Source organism: Corynebacterium sp. TAE3-ERU16 (assembly GCF_019209935.1).
In the GTDB taxonomy this organism is placed as follows: Bacteria; Actinomycetota; Actinomycetes; order Mycobacteriales; family Mycobacteriaceae; genus Corynebacterium; species Corynebacterium antarcticum.
In genome coordinates this window covers 39,556-55,534 of the sequence record NZ_JAHUTN010000006.1, presented here as the reverse complement: position 1 = coordinate 55,534, position 15,979 = coordinate 39,556, and the positions used below count along the sequence as shown (strand labels likewise).

The 15,979-nt window shown below is 67.8% G+C and carries 16 protein-coding genes; 11 read left to right on the top strand and 5 right to left on the bottom strand.

Translation table 11 applies throughout. The annotated features are described in order from the left end of the window. Nucleotides 1–13: 13 nt before the first annotated feature. The gene (locus tag KRX55_RS07525; protein WP_218407151.1) at nt 14–781 is read right to left on the bottom strand and encodes a FadR/GntR family transcriptional regulator; all 768 of its coding nucleotides are present in this window, start codon (nt 779–781) and stop codon (nt 14–16) included. 324 nt (nt 782–1,105) lie between these two features. Here KRX55_RS07525 and KRX55_RS07520 point away from each other — a divergent pair, with 324 nt between their 5' ends. From KRX55_RS07520 to glfT1, 8 genes are all read left to right on the top strand, one after another. Then, the gene (locus KRX55_RS07520; protein WP_218407150.1) at nt 1,106–2,680 is read left to right on the top strand and encodes an ABC transporter substrate-binding protein; all 1,575 of its coding nucleotides are present in this window, start codon (nt 1,106–1,108) and stop codon (nt 2,678–2,680) included. A gap of 117 nt (nt 2,681–2,797) precedes the next feature. Next, complete coding sequence (locus tag KRX55_RS07515; protein WP_218407149.1) at nt 2,798–3,754, top strand: ABC transporter permease; 957 nt, start codon at nt 2,798–2,800, stop codon at nt 3,752–3,754. A gap of 1 nt (nt 3,755) precedes the next feature. Then, nucleotides 3,756–5,729, top strand: a complete 1,974-nt coding sequence (locus tag KRX55_RS07510; protein ID WP_218407148.1) for a dipeptide/oligopeptide/nickel ABC transporter permease/ATP-binding protein — start codon at nt 3,756–3,758, stop codon at nt 5,727–5,729. Nucleotides 5,730–5,737: 8 nt separating this feature from the next. Next, nucleotides 5,738–6,721 (top strand): ABC transporter ATP-binding protein, encoded by a 984-nt coding sequence (locus KRX55_RS07505; protein ID WP_218407147.1) that lies wholly within the window; start codon nt 5,738–5,740, stop codon nt 6,719–6,721. A 48-nt stretch (nt 6,722–6,769) separates the two neighbouring features. Beyond that, nucleotides 6,770–7,732, top strand: coding sequence for a dihydrodipicolinate synthase family protein (locus tag KRX55_RS07500; protein ID WP_218407146.1), 963 nt, complete (start codon nt 6,770–6,772; stop codon nt 7,730–7,732). 41 nt (nt 7,733–7,773) lie between these two features. Then, nucleotides 7,774–8,712 (top strand): ROK family protein, encoded by a 939-nt coding sequence (locus KRX55_RS07495; protein WP_218407145.1) that lies wholly within the window; start codon nt 7,774–7,776, stop codon nt 8,710–8,712. A gap of 21 nt (nt 8,713–8,733) precedes the next feature. Next, nucleotides 8,734–9,423, top strand: a complete 690-nt coding sequence (locus KRX55_RS07490) for an N-acetylmannosamine-6-phosphate 2-epimerase (protein ID WP_218407255.1) — start codon at nt 8,734–8,736, stop codon at nt 9,421–9,423. A 116-nt stretch (nt 9,424–9,539) separates the two neighbouring features. Continuing rightward, nucleotides 9,540–10,457: a galactofuranosyltransferase GlfT1 gene (gene glfT1, locus KRX55_RS07485; protein ID WP_218407144.1), complete on the top strand. Its 918-nt coding sequence runs from the start codon at nt 9,540–9,542 to the stop codon at nt 10,455–10,457. Nucleotides 10,458–10,478: 21 nt separating this feature from the next. Here the strand turns inward: glfT1 and KRX55_RS07480 are convergent, their stop codons facing one another. The 4 genes from KRX55_RS07480 to KRX55_RS07465 form a co-directional block, all read right to left on the bottom strand. Next, nucleotides 10,479–10,949, bottom strand: coding sequence for a GtrA family protein (locus tag KRX55_RS07480; RefSeq protein ID WP_218407254.1), 471 nt, complete (start codon nt 10,947–10,949; stop codon nt 10,479–10,481). 150 nt (nt 10,950–11,099) lie between these two features. Continuing rightward, complete coding sequence (locus KRX55_RS07475; RefSeq protein WP_218407143.1) at nt 11,100–12,026, bottom strand: hypothetical protein; 927 nt, start codon at nt 12,024–12,026, stop codon at nt 11,100–11,102. Nucleotides 12,027–12,114: 88 nt separating this feature from the next. After that, nucleotides 12,115–12,732: a hypothetical protein gene (locus KRX55_RS07470; RefSeq protein ID WP_218407142.1), complete on the bottom strand. Its 618-nt coding sequence runs from the start codon at nt 12,730–12,732 to the stop codon at nt 12,115–12,117. Then, entirely contained in the window at nt 12,729–13,196 is a 468-nt protein-coding gene (locus tag KRX55_RS07465) for a hypothetical protein (protein WP_218407141.1), read from the bottom strand. Before KRX55_RS07465 ends, KRX55_RS07470 begins: the two co-directional genes overlap by 4 nt. 63 nt (nt 13,197–13,259) lie before the next feature. Between KRX55_RS07465 and KRX55_RS07460 the strand changes: the two genes are divergently transcribed. From KRX55_RS07460 to KRX55_RS07450, 3 genes are all read left to right on the top strand, one after another. Continuing rightward, nucleotides 13,260–13,499, top strand: a complete 240-nt coding sequence (locus KRX55_RS07460) for a hypothetical protein (RefSeq protein WP_218407140.1) — start codon at nt 13,260–13,262, stop codon at nt 13,497–13,499. Nucleotides 13,500–13,703: 204 nt separating this feature from the next. Beyond that, the gene (locus tag KRX55_RS07455; RefSeq protein ID WP_218407139.1) at nt 13,704–15,170 is read left to right on the top strand and encodes an FAD-binding oxidoreductase; all 1,467 of its coding nucleotides are present in this window, start codon (nt 13,704–13,706) and stop codon (nt 15,168–15,170) included. 41 nt (nt 15,171–15,211) lie between these two features. Beyond that, the gene (locus tag KRX55_RS07450; protein ID WP_218407138.1) at nt 15,212–15,973 is read left to right on the top strand and encodes a decaprenylphospho-beta-D-erythro-pentofuranosid-2-ulose 2-reductase; all 762 of its coding nucleotides are present in this window, start codon (nt 15,212–15,214) and stop codon (nt 15,971–15,973) included. Nucleotides 15,974–15,979: the final 6 nt, after the last annotated feature.

Here is a 15,979-nt window from a genome sequence, read left to right as displayed (position 1 = left end):
GGACGCTGACGGCTCACCGGTTGTCGAGGATGGTCTCCAGCGGAAGATAGTGGTCGCAGACGGCCCGCTCGTAGGCGCGTACGTCGCCCGCCATCGCGGCCTCGAGCATGTCCCCGTGGGCGTGTGCGGTCTGCACCAGCCCCTCGTGCACGGCGAGGCCGAGGGTGGGGACCACCGCCTGGTGGATCCGCCAGAACGAGCTGACGAGTTGTCGGACGACCTCGTTGCCGGCGAGAGCCAGCAGCCCGTCGTGGAACGCCAGATCGGCGTCCGTGAATGTCTCGCCCTTCTCCGCGCTGTCAACCATCGAGTGCACCAGGGCCGTCAGTCCCGGCTGGCTCGTACCGCGCAGCCGACCGCAGAGCGCCTCCGACATGCCTAGGTCGAGGAAGCGGCGCACCTGGATGACCTCCCGCAGTGTGGCGAGGTCGCCCCCGGCGGACAGCGTCGTCCTGAACACGAGCGCCTCCACCAGCGGAGACATCGACAATGCCCCGACGAAGGAGCCCGATCCCCGTCGGACGACGACGATGTCGAGCGCCTCCAACCTGCGCAGCGCCTCCCGGACGGAGGAACGTGAGACATCCAGGGTCTCGGCGAGGCTGGTCTCCCCGGGCAGCGGGTCCCCCGGCCGCAGTCGGTTGTCCAGGATGAACCGCTTGATCGCTTCGCTGGTCGCGTCCTTGCGGTTTCGGGCCGGCTGCGGCCGGGGCGACGCCTGCCCCGCCGACGGGCCTGCCGCCGTATCTGTTCCGGGGTCTCCGGCGCGCATCTTGCTCATGCAGCCAAAGTTATCACGGTTGTCCGACAGGAATGCGTCGATTACCCTCTCTGTGAGTTCCGTCGAGAAGTAGTTCCGGATGTGATTGCGACAATATTGTTGATACGCAGCCGTTTGCTTCACACCACGCATCCATCAGGCAGAATGTCGATAGCACCCCCTTTGAGGGGTGGGCTCCGGAATCAAAAGCACATGTCAGGTATCCAGCATGCACGTTTCGTTATCTTCCGTTTTCGATTTCATTGAGTGGAGTTCACACACCCCGTATCATCGAAACCGTAAGATGTCTGACAACTTCCCGTGCACCCCAATGAGGAGCCCCCAATGCGAGCACCCACTTCACAGCGCACCCTCGCGCGCATGGCCGGTCTGGCCGCAGTCGCCGCTCTCGGTCTGACCGCGTGCGGCGGTGGAACCACCACCGGTGACACCACCGCTGACGGCGGCTCCGGCGGTGGCGACGGCGCGAAGATCATCACCGCCGCCGTCGGCTACGACACCGACAACTACGACCCCGGTACGACCACCTCCGCCCTCGCGCTCGCCGCGAACTGGCACACCATGGAGGGACTCACCGAACTCGACCCGGCCACCCGCGAGGTCTACCCGGCCCTCGCCGCGGAACTGCCCACCAAGGTGGACGACACCACCTACGAGGTCACCCTGCGTGACGGCGCGAAGTTCTCCGACGGCACCGACGTGACCCCGGCCGACGTCGTCGCCGCGTTCAACCGAACCATGAACGGCTTCTACGCCCCCATGCTCGGCTTCATCGACTCCGTCGAGGCCAACGGCGACAACGCCGTGACCATCAGGACTAAGTACCCCTTCTCCCTGGTCAACGAGCGAATCTCCCTGGTCAAGGTCGTCCCCGCGGGACAGACCGACGATGAGCTGAAGTCCGCACCGATCGGCACCGGCCCCTACAAGATGACCGAGGCAGTCAAGTCCAAGCACGTCAAGTTCGCCAAGAACGAGAACTACAACGGCGACCGCCCCGCCGGCGCCGATGAGATGCGCTGGGACATCCTGGTCGACGACACCGCGCGCGTGACCGCCATGAGCGAAGGCTCCGTCGTCGCCATGGAGAACGTCCCCTCGGTGAGCAGAAGCCTGCTCGAGGGCAAGGTCGAGATGGAGTCCGAGCAGGGCTTCAACCTCCCCTTCGTCATGTTCAACACCAGGAAGGCCCCCTTCAACGACGCGAAGGTCCGCCAGGCTGTGCTCTACGGCATCAACGCCCAGGAGCTGATCGACAACACCCTCGACGGCAACGCGAAGGCGGCCACCTCCTTCCTCCCGGAGTCGCACCCGAACTACCACAAGGCATCCCAGGTCTACACCTACGACCCCGAGAAGTCGAAGGAACTGCTGAAGGAGGCCGGTGTCGAGGACCTGCACTTCACCCTCAACACCACCGACCACGGCTGGATCGCCAACATGGCGCCGCTGATCCAGCAGCAGCTGGGTGAGGCCGGCATCACCGTCGACACCATCGACACGCAGGCCTCAGGGGCGATGTACTCGAACGTCACCGATGTCGACGACCCGCAGTTCGACGTGGTCCTCGCCCCCGGTGACCCCTCGGTCTTCGGCAACGACCCCGACCTGCTGATGAACTGGTGGTACGGCGACAACGCCTGGACCCAGAAGCGCTCCGGCTGGAAGGGCTCCGAGGGCTACACCAAGCTCCACGAGCTCATGGACAAGGCCGTCCGCGCGACCGGCGACGAGCAGCAGGATCTGTGGAACCAGTCCTACGACGTCATCGCCGAAGAGGTCCCGATCTACCCGCTGTTCCACCGCAGCGTCACCTCCGCGTGGAACGACGACAAGATCGAGGGTTTCCAGCCGATCGCCCTGACCGGCATCTCCTTCCTCGACGTCAACGTCAAGTAATCCCCTCCCCGGACCATCCCCGTGGCCCCTGCCCCGCACGGTGCGGGGGCCACAGGGGTGCCGGATGGCCCCCGCATTCCGGAGCGCCGTCCGGGACAACTATCTGAAGGTACCCAAGTGTCCAACCTGATCAGGCTCATCGGGCGCCGCCTCCTGGCACTCCCCGTGATGATCCTGGGCATCACGTTCCTCGTGTTCTTCGTGATGTCCTTCAACCCGGTCGACCCGGCGTACGGAGCCCTCGGTGAGGGCGCTTCCGCCGCACAGATCGAGGCGTACCACGAGGAATACGGCCTGAATGATCCGCTCTTCGTCCGCTACTTCGCCTTCCTCGGCGGTCTCCTCCACGGTGATCTCGGAAGCTACACCTCCCAGCGGCTCCCCGTCTCCGGACGTATCGCGGAGGCCTTCCCCGTCACCATCTCCCTGACCTTCTACGGGCTGATCATCGCCGTGGTCATGGCCCTCATCTTCGGTGTTCTCGCCGCCCTGTACCGCGACTCCTGGATCGACCAGGTCATCCGCGTGTTCTCGATCATCTTCGTCGCGACGCCGTCCTTCTGGCTCGCGGTCCTGCTGATCCAGGCGTTCACCATCAACAACGACATTCTTCCGGCGTCCGGCCCCCTGATCGCCTTCGAGTCCGATCCGAAGGCCTACATGATGCGGATGCTCATGCCCGCCTTCGCGCTGGGAATCCCGGTCGCGGGCTCACTGATCCGCGTGGTCCGTACCTCGATGGTGGAGGAACTCGACAAGGACTACGTGCGCACCGCACTCGGTGCCGGCATCCCCAAGCACATCGTCGTGGCCCGCAACGTCCTGCGCAACGCGCTGATCACACCGGTGACCGTCCTCGGTCTCCGCATCGGCTACCTCATGGGTGGTGCCGTGATCATCGAGGTCATCTTCGCCCTCCCCGGCATGGGACAGGCGATCCTCGAGGGCATCCAGTCGAACTACGCGGACCTCGTCCAGGGCGTGACGCTGACGGTGGCGCTCGCGTTCGTGGTCGTCAACATCGTCGTCGACATGCTCTACATCCTCATCAACCCGCGTATCAGGACGGTGTGACATGCGCAGAGAACTCACCACCAAGCTTTCCGGGCCCGGACTGAGGTTCGGCCGCTGGCGGGCGATGTCGGTGCCGTCGCGCATCAGCGTCATCCTGCTCGCCGCGATCATCGTCATCGCCGTGTTCGCACCGGTTTTCGCGACCCACGATCCACTGCTGATCACCCGACCGAACGCGGCACCGGACTCCGAGTACTGGTTCGGTACCGACTACCTCGGCCGTGACGTCTACTCGCGCATGGTCTACGGCGCCCGGATCTCCCTGACCATCGGCATCTGCGCCACACTGTTCGCACTCGGGTGCGCGGCCGTCCTCGGTTCGATCGCGGCGGTCAGTTCGCGCTGGGTCTCCGAGACCCTGATGCGCGTGCTCGACATCATCATGTCCTTCCCGGGGATCGCCCTCGCGGCGGTGTTCATCGCGGTGTTCGGCAACTCGATCCCGATCCTGATCTTCTCCATCGGCTTCCTCTACATCCCCCAGCTGACCCGCGTCGTGCGCGCCAACGTACTCGACCAGTGGGGCGAAGACTACGTCAACGCGGTCGTGGTCTCCGGTGCGGCCCGTACCTGGATCCTCATCAAGCACGTCGCCCGCAACTGCGTCGCGCCGATCCTCGTGTTCGCCACGGTCCTCGTCGCCGATGCGATCGTCTTCGAGGCGTCCCTGTCGTTCATCAACGCGGGCGTCCCGGAGCCCGACCCCTCCTGGGGTTCGATCATCGCCTCCGCCCGTCAGGGTGTGCTCACCGGATTCTGGTGGGCCGCGATGTTCCCCGGTCTCGCCATCATGATCACGGTGCTCGCGCTGAACGTCCTCGCCGAGGGAATCACCGACGCACTGGTCGCGGCCCCGGGTGCCACCAAGATCAACCCGCAGGACACCGACGGCAAGCGGGAGGCGGATCGCCTGGCCTCCGACCCGGTCGCCGCGTACAAGGTCCAGGAGGAGGACCTGAACAGGCGGCTCGCCGAGCTGCGCGAGGTGGAGTCCCGTCGCACGGACCGCTTCATCCCCGACTACTCCGTCCCACCGCTGCTGGAGGTCAGGGATCTCTGTCTCCGGTTCCCGCGGCACGGTGACGTCGACGTCGTCGACCACGTCAGCTTCGAGGTCCGCCCCGGGCAGACGATGGCGCTCGTCGGTGAGTCCGGCTGCGGCAAGTCGATCACGGCACTGACCATCATGGGTCTTCTCGACAGCAGGGCGACGATCAACGGTGAGATCATCTACGACGGCACCGACCTGCTGAAGCTCTCGACGAAGCAGCACGCGGCGCTCCGCGGCCACGAGATCGCGATGATCTACCAGGACGCGCTCTCCTCCCTGAACCCGTCCATGCTCATCAAGGCCCAACTGAAGCAGCTGACCAAGCGCGGCGGGACCCGCAGCGCGGAAGAGCTCCTCGAGCTGGTGGGGCTCGATCCGAAGCGCACCCTGGAGTCCTACCCGCACGAACTGTCCGGTGGCCAGCGTCAGCGCGTGCTGATCGCCATGGCGCTGACCCGCGACCCGAAGCTGATCATCGCCGACGAGCCGACCACCGCGCTCGACGTGACGGTGCAGAAGCAGGTCATCGAGCTGCTCAACGACCTGCAGGACAAGCTCGGCTTCGCGATGATCTTCGTCTCCCACGATCTCGCGCTCGTCGCGGAGGTCGCGCACTCCATCACCGTCATGTACGCCGGCCAGGTGGTCGAACAGGCCCCCACCGTCGAGTTGATGACCGACCCCCGGCACGAGTACACCCGCGGGCTCCTCGGCTCGGTGCTGTCCATCGAGGCCGGATCCGGCCGCCTGCACCAGGTGCCCGGCGTCGTCCCCAGCCCACGGGACTTCCCCCGTGGTGACCGCTTCGCGCCCCGCTCCTCGCACCCGACCGTCGGACTCGACACCCGCCCGGTGCTCACCCGCGCCGCTGGCGAGCACCACTTCTACGCCGTGCAACCCGAACTCGCCGAGAGCGGAAAGTGAGCAATCCGATGTCCAACGACAACGAGCGGGACACCAACGAGGTCGCCCGCACCGAGACAGAATCCGCCCTCGACTCCTTCCAGCAGGAAACCGTCGAGTCCGCGCCGGAACACCCGGACGCAACGGTGCGCGCGCGCCAGGTGGACTCCACCGGACGCGTCGCGGCCAACGACGACGGCACGACGCCCATCATCGAGCTCCGGGACGTCTCCGTGACGTTCCGGTCCCGGTCGGGCGGCATCTTCAAGCCCCACCTGGTGCACGCCGTCCGCGGCGTCACCATGAAGCTGAACGCCGGTGAGACCCTCGGTCTGGTCGGCGAATCCGGCTGCGGCAAGTCCACGACCGCCCGCGTGATGTGCGGCCTGCAGGACCCCACCGAGGGCGAGGTGTACTTCCAGGGCAGGAAGGTGACCAAGCGCTCCGGGAAGGACCGCAGGCAGATCGGGCGCGTGGTCTCCGTCGTCTTCCAGGACCCGGCGACCGCCCTGAACGCCCGCATGATCGTCGCCGAGCAGCTGCTCGATCCGATGGTCGTGCACAAGATCAACAACAAGAGCTACCGCGAGGAGCGGATCCGCGAGCTCATCCACCTGGTGGGCCTCCCGGAGAGCGTGCTCCGGGCCCTGCCCGGCCAGTTGTCCGGTGGCCAGCGGCAGCGCGTCGCCATCGCCCGCGCCCTGTCGCTGAACCCGGACGCGATCATCGCCGACGAGCCGACCTCGGCGCTCGACGTCTCGGTCCGCGCCCAGATCCTCAACCTGTTGTCGGATCTGAAGGACGATCTCAACCTCGGCATGGTGTTCATCTCGCACGACATCCAGACCGTGCGCTACGTGTCCGACCGGATCGCCGTGATGAACGCCGGCACCGTCGTCGAGGAGGGACCCGCCCGACAGATCCTGGAGAACCCCCGGGACGAGTACACGCGTACCCTGCTCGGTGCGGCACCGTCTCTGCTGCACCCCGCGAAGTCCGCCTTCGCCAACTGACGGCCGGTCCGCCGTACCACCCATCTGAGAATCAACTAGGAGCCCACAGTGGAATCCCCCTTCACCGGTGTCATCCCGCCGGTAGTCACCCCCCTCGACGACGCCGGAAACTTCGACCGTGCCAGTTTCGACCGGGTGGTCAACCGCATGATCGACGCCGGGGTGCACGGCCTGTTCTTCCTCGGTTCATCGGGGGAGGTCGTCTTCTCCACCGATGAACGCCGCCGGGAGATCATCGCCGCCGCGGTCGAGACCGTCGCCGGGCGCGTGCCCGTCCTGGTCGGCTGCATCGACACGGAGACGAACCGAGTCATCGAGCACGCCCACGCCGCCGCCGAACTCGGGGCCGACGCCATCGTCGCCACCGCGCCGTTCTACGCGCTCGGCGGGGTCAACGAGATCGAACGGCACTTCCGGAAGATCCACGAGGCTGTCGACCTGCCCCTGTTCGCCTACGACATCCCCGTCTGCGTACACGTGAAGCTTCCCGGTGATCTGCTGGTCAGGCTGGGCGTCGACGGGGTTCTGGCGGGAGTCAAGGACTCCTCCGGCGATGACGTGTCCTTCCGTTTCCTCGCCCGCGACAACACCGCGGCCGGGCGCCCCCTCACCCTGCTCACCGGCCACGAGGTCGTCGTCGACGGCGCATACATGTCCGGTGCCGACGGGTGTGTCCCGGGGCTCGGCAACGTCGACCCGGCCGCCTACGTCCGCCAGTGGAACGCCTACCGTGCCGGCGACTGGGCAACGGTCCGCGCCGAGCAGGACCACCTCACCGAGCTCATGCGCATCGTGCTGGTCACCACCGGGGCCGTGGGCTTCGGCGCGGGGGTCGGCGCCTTCAAGACCGCGCTCATGCTTCTGGGCGTGTTCTCGACGAACCGCATGCCGGAGCCCGTCGCCGCCCTGACCGGTGAGAACCTCACCGCCATCGCGGAGGTGCTGAGGTCGTGCGGCCTGGAGCCGACGGTCGACCCGGGCTCCGTCCGTATCCCCCCCTTCGCCTCCTGATCCACCGGATCACAGCCGCACGCAACGAGAGGACGGTACCCGTGACCACCGACAGTGACGCCGACCGCGTTCTCGCGGTCGACATCGGCGGAACGAAGATCAACGTGGCCCTCGTCGATTCGGACAACACCGTCACGGGGCTGTCCACAGCGGCGACCCCGAGCCGCGAGGACGGTGCCGCCGTCGTCCGCCAGGTGCTGCGGGTCGCGCGCCGCGTGCTCGACTCCGCGCGCGGCCCGGCACCCACGCTGGTGGGCATCGGCAGCGCGGGTGTCGTCAGCCCGGACGGGCGACGCATCACCTCCGCGACGGACGCCATCCGCGGATGGGCGGGAACCGAGCTCGCCGCCGGGGTCGAGGAGGAACTGGGCATCCCCTGTTCCGTGCTCAACGACGTCCACGCACACGCTCTCGGTGAACTGGCCGGTGGTGCCGGTCATGGGCATGATTCGATGCTGATGGTCGCGGTCGGCACCGGCATCGGCGGCGCCGTGATCGTCAACGGCGGACTCGTGCCCGGCGCACACGGCGTGGCCGGGCACATCGGGCAGATCCGGGTCACCACCACCGGCCGGGAGAACTGCGCCGGTTTCACCGACACCCTGGAGAATCTCGCCTCGGGGCCGGGCATGACCCGCTTCTACACGCAGCTCGGCGGGCGGGGAGTGGGCAACGGACACCAGCTCCAGGCGGCCGCCCGAACCGATGCCCTAGCCGCGGACGTGATCATCTCCGCGGGAGCGGTCACCGGACACACGATCGCCTCCCTCGTCAACACGCTCGATCCGGAGCTGGTCGTCATCGGCGGTGGTGTCACCCGGATGGGCGAACTCTGGTGGCGGCCGCTCGAGGAGGCCTACGCTGAAACACTGATGACGCCACTGCGGGGTACTCCCCTGGTCGCCGCCGAACTCGGCGATGACGCCGCCCTCGTCGGAGCGGCGCACCACGCCCGTGCACGTCTGAAACCCCTGAAGTAAGGAGCCCCACCCATGAGTGACATGAGCATCGACGCCCTCCTCGACCGTCTCCGCGGCGGACTTGTGGTGTCCTGCCAGGCCTACCCCGGCGAGCCGCTGCGCCGAGCGGAGATCACCGCCGCGATGGCCCAGGCCGTCGTCGAGGGGGGTGCTCGCGCCGTCCGCGTCCAGGGCGTCGCCGACATCGCCGCAACCCGACAGGCCGTCGAGGTTCCCGTCATCGGGCTGATCAAGCACGGCCACGACGGCGTGTACATCACACCCTCCGTCGCGCACGCCCGGGCGTGTGCACTGGCGGGCGCGGATGTCGTCGCCATCGACGCCACCCTCCGCGAGCGGGGCAACGGTGAATCCTTCGCCGACGCCGTCACCGCGATCCACGCCGAGTTCCCGGGTGTCGCGGTGATGGCCGACTGCGCCTCCGTCCCCGATGCGGTGGCCGCCGCGGAGGCGGGTGCGGACATCATCGGCACTACCCTGGCGGGCTACACCCCCGGCTACGGGCACGCCCGGGAGAAGACCCCCGGCCCGGACCACGACTTCATCGACGAGGTCCTCGCCGCGGTGGACCGGCCCGTCCTCGTGGAGGGACGCCTGCACCGGCCCGAGGATGTCGCCGGGGTCCTCGCACGCGGCGCCTTCGCGGCGTGCGTCGGCACCGCCATCACGCATCCGACGACGATCACCAGCTGGTTCGTGCCGGAGAACTGACCGACTGTCCCCCGGCCCCGCCCAGGACCCGGACCTCACGCGCCGACCCCGGATTTCCACCGCCGGTCGGCGCGTGACGGCGTCGTAGGGGCGTGCCCCTGTGCGACAATGGGCGTATGGCTCTCACCACCTCGGACCGCGTCGCAGCGGTCATCGTCACCCACCGCCGCGCCGACCTCCTGCGCGCCTCCCTCGAGGTCGTCACCGCCCAGTCGGCGCCCGTGGAGTGGATCATCGTGGTGGACAACGGCTGCGAGCGGGCCGTGTCGGACGCGGTTGCGGAGATCGCCGGAGACCGGGGCGTCTACCTGCCGTCCCGCACGAATCTCGGCGGTGCGGGCGGTTTCGCCTACGGGTTCCTCACCGCCCTCGCCCTCGGCGCGGACGCCGTGTGGTGCGCCGACGACGACGGTCGCCCCGAGGGAGCGGAGGTCCTCGCCACGCTGCAGGAGTGCGCGCAGCGGCACGCCCTGGACGAGGTCTCACCGGTGGTGTGCAACCTCGACGAACCGGATCTCCTCGCCTTCCCGCTCCGACGGGGGCTGGAGTGGCGGCGCAGGCGCGGCGAGCTCATCGACCCGGCGAACCCGGACGATGATCTCCTGCCCGGCATCGCCTCCCTGTTCAACGGCGCGCTGATCTCCGCGGCGGCGATGGAACGCATCGGTGTGCCGGATCTCCGGCTGTTCATCCGGGGCGACGAGGTCGAGTACCACCGCAGGCTGACGCGTTCCGGTCTGAAGTTCGGCACCTGCCTGCGCTGCGCCTACCTGCACCCGGACGGGTCGGACGAGTTCAAGCCGATCCTCGGCGGACGGATGCACACCCAGTACCCGGACAACGAGGGCAAGCGGTTCTTCACCTACCGCAACCGCGGCTACCTGATGAACCAGCCGGGTATGCGCCACCTGCTCCCCCAGGAGTACGCCCGCTTCGGCTGGTTCTTCCTGGTCAAGCAGCGCGATCCAGCCGGATTCCGGGACTGGCTGCGCCTGCACCGGATGGGGCGCCGGGAACGCTTCGAACGCCCCTGAGATCCGGGACGACGGCCACGGTCAGCGGACCTTGAAGATCACGGTGCGCTGGACGACGAAGTTCACCACCGTCGCGATGCCCTGCGCGATGACGAATGCGACCACCAGGGAGAACAGGTCGGGGATGTCGCGCTCGACGAGGAACCCGAACAGGTACCTGTACAGCTGGGTATTCAGGATCCAGGTCAGGGCGTAGAGCACGGCCACGGCGACGAACCGGGCTCTCGAGGGCGCGGCCTGGAACGTCCAGCGCCGGTTGATGGCGTAGGCGGTGATCGTTCCGAAGATGAAGCCGATGTTGCGGGACGCGAACGGGCTCAGTCCGAAGATCATCTGGAACAGCCACGTCAGTCCGATGTCCACCACCGCGGAGATCCCGCCGGAGATGATGAACCTGACGCCCTGTGTCTTCACGTCCCGGCCGTCTCCGGACTCGGCCGGGGGAAGTGGACCGGTGTACTCGTCCGCGCCGGCGGCGACCTGTGCCTCCATCTCCTCGGTGGAGACGAAGAGTCCGTCGTCCGGGTCCCCGGTAGCGGACGCGGTGGAGGGGTCGGGGTGCCGCGGATCGCGGGCGTCGGGTGCGGTGTTGTCGTCGTAGTCGGCCACGCCAGGTGATGCTACCCGCTCACCGGAGGCCGGTCAGCGGCGCAGCAGATAGCGGTACAGGTCCAGCCGTTCGACGGGTGGCAGGGCACCGGCGCCGCACCCGCCGACGCCGGTGAGTGCCTGCAGGGATCCGGTGCACAGGTCGCGGATCCGGTCGGCGGTGAGGACACCGTCGTCATCGTCCACCCAGCCGATCTCGGCCATGGTGGCCTCGATGACGTTGTCCCCGAGCTCGGCGTCGACGAGGGAGGACAGGGTGAGCACCGTGACCATGAACGCGTCACGGGCCTCGGGCCCGTGTTCCAGGGGCAGTCCGTCCAGGATGGCGCGCGTCCGTTCGTCGAGTTGCACCGGGCGTGCGAGGTCCAGCGCCTGGAGCAGCGGAATGAAGTCGAAGATGCGGGACCGGTTGATCAGATCCGCGACGTCGTCATCGACGAGGGCGAGGGTGGAGGCTATGGTCTCCCTCCCGGTGAGTTCGGCGTTGATGTCCGCCGGGTCGAAGTCGACGGGACCGGACCCCCCGGGTCGCAGACTCCCCGAACCACCGATGCAGAGTGCCCGCGGCGTTCCCCGGTCACGGGGATAGGAATCGATGACCTCGACGAACATGCGCCACAGTCCCCAGGTGTAGATGGCGATGTCACCCGGGCGGGAGAGAACGTCGTGGACACACCCGTCGGTCCGGAAGGTCTGGGTCCCGGAGGTGAAGGACCAGGGCGCACCGGCACCGTGGCCGTGGAACCCGAAGCAGATGCTCAGGACACGGTGGAGCTCCGTCAGGGACATCGCGTCGTTGAGGCCCACCTGCCGGTGGATCTCCCGGTCCGCGCACCACAGGGTCGCCCGGATGATGAGCGTGCGGGGCTCCCGGTTGCGGTCCGGTCCGCCTGCGGACGCACGGGCGTCGCGGCGGGGCGCGAGCTCGATGACGTTTCCGCGGGCTGGATCGGTGGGCATGGCCCCCAGCGTAGCCAGCTGACGCGGTCCGCGCCGTTCAGGTAGAGGACCGCCTATCCTGTCGCGGAGTTGTCCGGCCGGGACGGCGTCAAGCCAACGGCAGGGGTCGGATGTCCGGGCCGAAGGTCTCCTTCAGGTGGGCGCGACTCCGGCGCTGGGATTCGACCGCGAACCACTGTTCCACCAGATCACCCGCGGCGTGGGCCGTGCACCAGGCGGCGCGGGCGCTCTTTTCACCGTGGAATGAGGCACCGCTGTCGGGCCCGTCATCAGGCAGTGTGACGGCAGGCAGACGGGGCACGGTGAGGTGGGTGTTCTCCTCGTGCGCCTTCTTCGCGGCGGCGCGGATCTCGTCCGCGGCGCGGGTTAGGGCGGCGTGGATCGCGGCGAGTGTCGTCGTTCCGGCGCGGCTGTCGGCACCGGCCACGGCGTCCGGGTCGGTGTCGCCGACGGGCAGCACGACGGTGCCGCGCAGGAGGGACTCCAGAACCGTCACGGGATCATCGGGCTCGTGGTCGTCGGTGTCCCCCGGGGATTCCCCGACGATCCAGGCCCCGCTGTAGCGCCCCGTCGCCGAGTTGGGGTCGGTCTGGACGTGCCAGACGATACGGAGGGTCGGGTCAGTGGCGTCGAGGACCGCGATCGTGGGGTGGTGCACGGGGTCCGCGGTGCCACCGGTGGTTGTTGTGTTCAGCGTGTCGGTCACCGCTTCATTGTCCCATCCGGTGCGGACCCGGGGTTCTCCAGTGCACGGATCCCGAGCAGGATCGGCACGGTGCACACCCCGAGCACCGTGTGGGGTCGGGTGACACCCCGGGAGCGGAGCCAACCGACGAGTGCGCGTGTGATGCGGGCGTCCGCGTAGATGCCCGTGCAGAGGAGAGCCAGTCCGATGACGAGCACCGCCGGGTTGGCCGGACCGGGAGTGTCGTCCGGCGTTTTGACGGGTGCGGTCGCACCGCCGTCGGGTTCCTCCCCCGGGGCCCGGGTCGCGGTGTCGGTGAGAACTGCGGTGGTTGCGGCGGCCGCGGCGAGGACCACTACGTCGGCGCCCCAGCGGATCAGTCGGTGGTGGATGTGGTCGGGCATCGCGGTGACGACGCCACCCGCGACCAGCAGTGGCAGATCGGCGACGATCCCGGCCCGCGGTTCTGTGTGTGGTGCTGCCATGCCCCGCAGCCTACCGGGGTGGCGGGGTACGGGCGGTGGCCCGCGTTGGCTAGACTCGGGCGCATGTTCGGACTGTTCAAGGGCCAGGATCGCGACTCCGGGGAAGAACCGGGGCATATCGCCGCGGAGCGTACCCAGCTGCCGTTGAATCAGCGCATGACGATGCTGATGGCGCAGGAGCTTCCGCTGCTGGACAGCGTCGACCGGGTGCGGGTCTACGAGATCCTGCGGGAGTACGACGGCCCGGAGATCACCTCCCAGGACGAGCTGCCCGCGGAGATCCGTCAGATGATGGACCTGTAGCTCCCGGCTCCGCCCACGGTGCCGGTTGTGCACCCCGTCACGAGCCATGGCCGGCCGTCGTCGTCCACTGTGATTTGCCCAGTGCGACGCCCCTCCCGCATGTGGGATTGTGGGAAATCACACGCTGTTTTCTTCCCGGAAAACTGCCCGATCACGTCCGATTGATCCCCACCCGGCCGGTTCTGGGGGTAGCGTGGACAATCGATGACGAGCGATAAGGGCGCGTCCAGCACCGTTGCTTCGAGCGGTGCCTCCGGGGCCCTGAACACAGAAGCCAAGAAACTGACCGGCTGGGGTCGTACGGCCCCCACGACCGCCGAGGTTCTGTCCACGGAAGACCTCGACACGATCGTCAAGGCAGTGCAGCTGGTCGCTGAACAGAACGAGAACAAGCCCGCCCACCTGCGACGTGGCGTGATCGCCCGCGGCATGGGCCGCTCCTACGGCGATCCGGCCCAGAACGCCGGCGGCCTGGTCGTCGACATGACGCCGCTGAACCGGATCCACTCCATCGATTCGACCTCCGCCATCGTGGACGTCGACGGCGGTGTCACCCTCGACCAGCTGATGAAGGCCGCGCTGCCCTACGGCCTGTGGGTCCCAGTCCTACCGGGCACCCGCCAGGTGACCATCGGTGGCGCCATCGGCCCGGACATCCACGGCAAGAACCACCACTCCGCGGGTTCCTTCGGTGACCACGTCGTCTCCATGGAGCTGCTCGTGGCCGACGGCCGGATCCTCCATCTGGAGCCCGAGGGCACCGCCGATGACCCGGACGGCTCCCTGTTCTGGGCGACGGTCGGCGGCATGGGTCTGACCGGCATCATCGTCCGCGCGCGGATCAGGATGACCCGCACCGAGACCGCGTACTTCATCGCCGACGGCGACATGACCCACAGCCTCGACGAGACGATCGAGTTCCACTCGGACGGCTCGGAGAAGAACTACACCTACTCCTCGGCCTGGTTCGACGCGATCTCGGCTCCGCCGAAGCTCGGCCGCGCCGCGATCTCCCGCGGCTCCCTGGCCACGCTCGCGCAGCTCGAGGAACTCGCACCGAAGCTGGCGAAGGACCCGCTGAAGTTCAACGCCCCCCAGCTGGTGACGGTGCCGGACATCTTCCCGTCCTTCACCATGAACAAGCTGTCCATGATCGCCGTCGGCGAGCTGTGGTGGCTGAAGTCGGGCACCTACCGCAACCAGGTGCAGAATCTGACGCAGTTCTACCAGCCGCTCGATCTGATCGGTGAGTGGAACCGTGGCTACGGCCCCAAGGGCTTCCTCCAGTACCAGTTCGTCGTGCCGCGGGAGGCCGTCGAGCCGTTCAAGGACATCATCCGGGACATCCAGTCCTCGGGCCACTACTCCGCACTGAACGTGTTCAAGCTGTTCGGCGAGGGAAACCGCGCCCCGCTGTCCTACCCGATGCCGGGCTGGAACGTGTGCGTGGACTTCCCCATCAAGCCGGGCCTGGGCCACTTCCTCGACGAGCTCGACCGCCGTGTGATGGAGTTCGGGGGCCGTCTCTACCTGGCCAAGGAGTCACGGACCTCCGCGGAGAACTTCCACAGTATGTACCCGCAGATGCAGTCCTGGCTGGACACCCGCAACGCGATCGACCCGAACGGGGTCTTCGCGTCGGATCTGTCCCGCCGCCTCGAGCTGCACTAGACCGACCCCCACACGACAACGATCAGGAAGTAGAACACGACATGCTCAATGCTGTGGGCAAGGCCCAGAACATCCTGCTGCTCGGCGGCACCTCGGAGATCGGTGTCGCCATCGCCTCCGAGTTCCTCGCCGCCGGGCCGGCCGCGGTCACCCTCGCCGCCCGGAAGAACTCCCCGCACCTCGAGGAGGCGAAGGCGCAGCTCGAACGCGCCGGAGCCAGCGAGATCCGGGTCATCGACTTCGACGCGACCGACTTCGACAGCCATCCCGCCGTGATCGAGGAAGCCTTCTCCACGGGCGACGTCGACATCGCCATCGTCGCCTTCGGCACCCTCGGTGACAACGAGGAACTGTGGCGCAACCAGGCCAAGGCCGTCGCCGCCGCCCAGGTCAACTACACCGGTGCCGTCTCCGTCGGTGTACTGCTCGGCCAGCGCTTCGAGGCGCAGGGCCACGGCACGATCGTCGCGCTGAGCTCCGTCGCCGGCATGAAGGTGCGACGCTCCAACTTCGTCTACGGGTCGACCAAGGCCGGATTCGACGGCTTCTACAGCCAGCTCGGAGAGGCCCTGCGCGGTTCCGGGGCGAACGTCCTCGTCGTCCGCCCCGGCCAGGTCCGTACCCGGATGAGCGCGGACGTCGAGGAGGCTCCGCTCACCGTGGACCGCAGCCAGGTCGCTGAAGCGGTCGTCTCCGCGGTCGACGCCGGCAAGGACACCGTCTGGGTCCACCCGCTGTTCAGGTACGTGATGATGGTGTTCAACCACATCCCGCGGGCGATCTTCCGCAAGCTCCCGTTCTGACCTGAT

Bases quoted from the DNA above. Each gene is read 5' to 3' on its own strand.
- KRX55_RS07450 (WP_218407138.1), top strand. From the start codon at position 15,212: ATGCTCAATGCTGTGGGCAAGGCCCAGAACATCCTGCTGCTCGGCGGC.
- KRX55_RS07475 (WP_218407143.1), bottom strand. From the start codon at position 12,026: ATGCCCACCGATCCAGCCCGCGGAAACGTCATCGAGCTCGCGCCCCGC.
- KRX55_RS07510 (WP_218407148.1), top strand. From the start codon at position 3,756: ATGCGCAGAGAACTCACCACCAAGCTTTCCGGGCCCGGACTGAGGTTC.
- glfT1 (WP_218407144.1), top strand. From the start codon at position 9,540: ATGGCTCTCACCACCTCGGACCGCGTCGCAGCGGTCATCGTCACCCAC.
- KRX55_RS07465 (WP_218407141.1), bottom strand. From the start codon at position 13,196: ATGGCAGCACCACACACAGAACCGCGGGCCGGGATCGTCGCCGATCTG.
- KRX55_RS07520 (WP_218407150.1), top strand. From the start codon at position 1,106: ATGCGAGCACCCACTTCACAGCGCACCCTCGCGCGCATGGCCGGTCTG.
- KRX55_RS07525 (WP_218407151.1), bottom strand. From the start codon at position 781: ATGAGCAAGATGCGCGCCGGAGACCCCGGAACAGATACGGCGGCAGGC.
- KRX55_RS07460 (WP_218407140.1), top strand. From the start codon at position 13,260: ATGTTCGGACTGTTCAAGGGCCAGGATCGCGACTCCGGGGAAGAACCG.
- KRX55_RS07505 (WP_218407147.1), top strand. From the start codon at position 5,738: ATGTCCAACGACAACGAGCGGGACACCAACGAGGTCGCCCGCACCGAG.
- KRX55_RS07455 (WP_218407139.1), top strand. From the start codon at position 13,704: ATGACGAGCGATAAGGGCGCGTCCAGCACCGTTGCTTCGAGCGGTGCC.
- KRX55_RS07480 (WP_218407254.1), bottom strand. From the start codon at position 10,949: ATGGAGGCACAGGTCGCCGCCGGCGCGGACGAGTACACCGGTCCACTT.
- KRX55_RS07490 (WP_218407255.1), top strand. From the start codon at position 8,734: ATGAGCATCGACGCCCTCCTCGACCGTCTCCGCGGCGGACTTGTGGTG.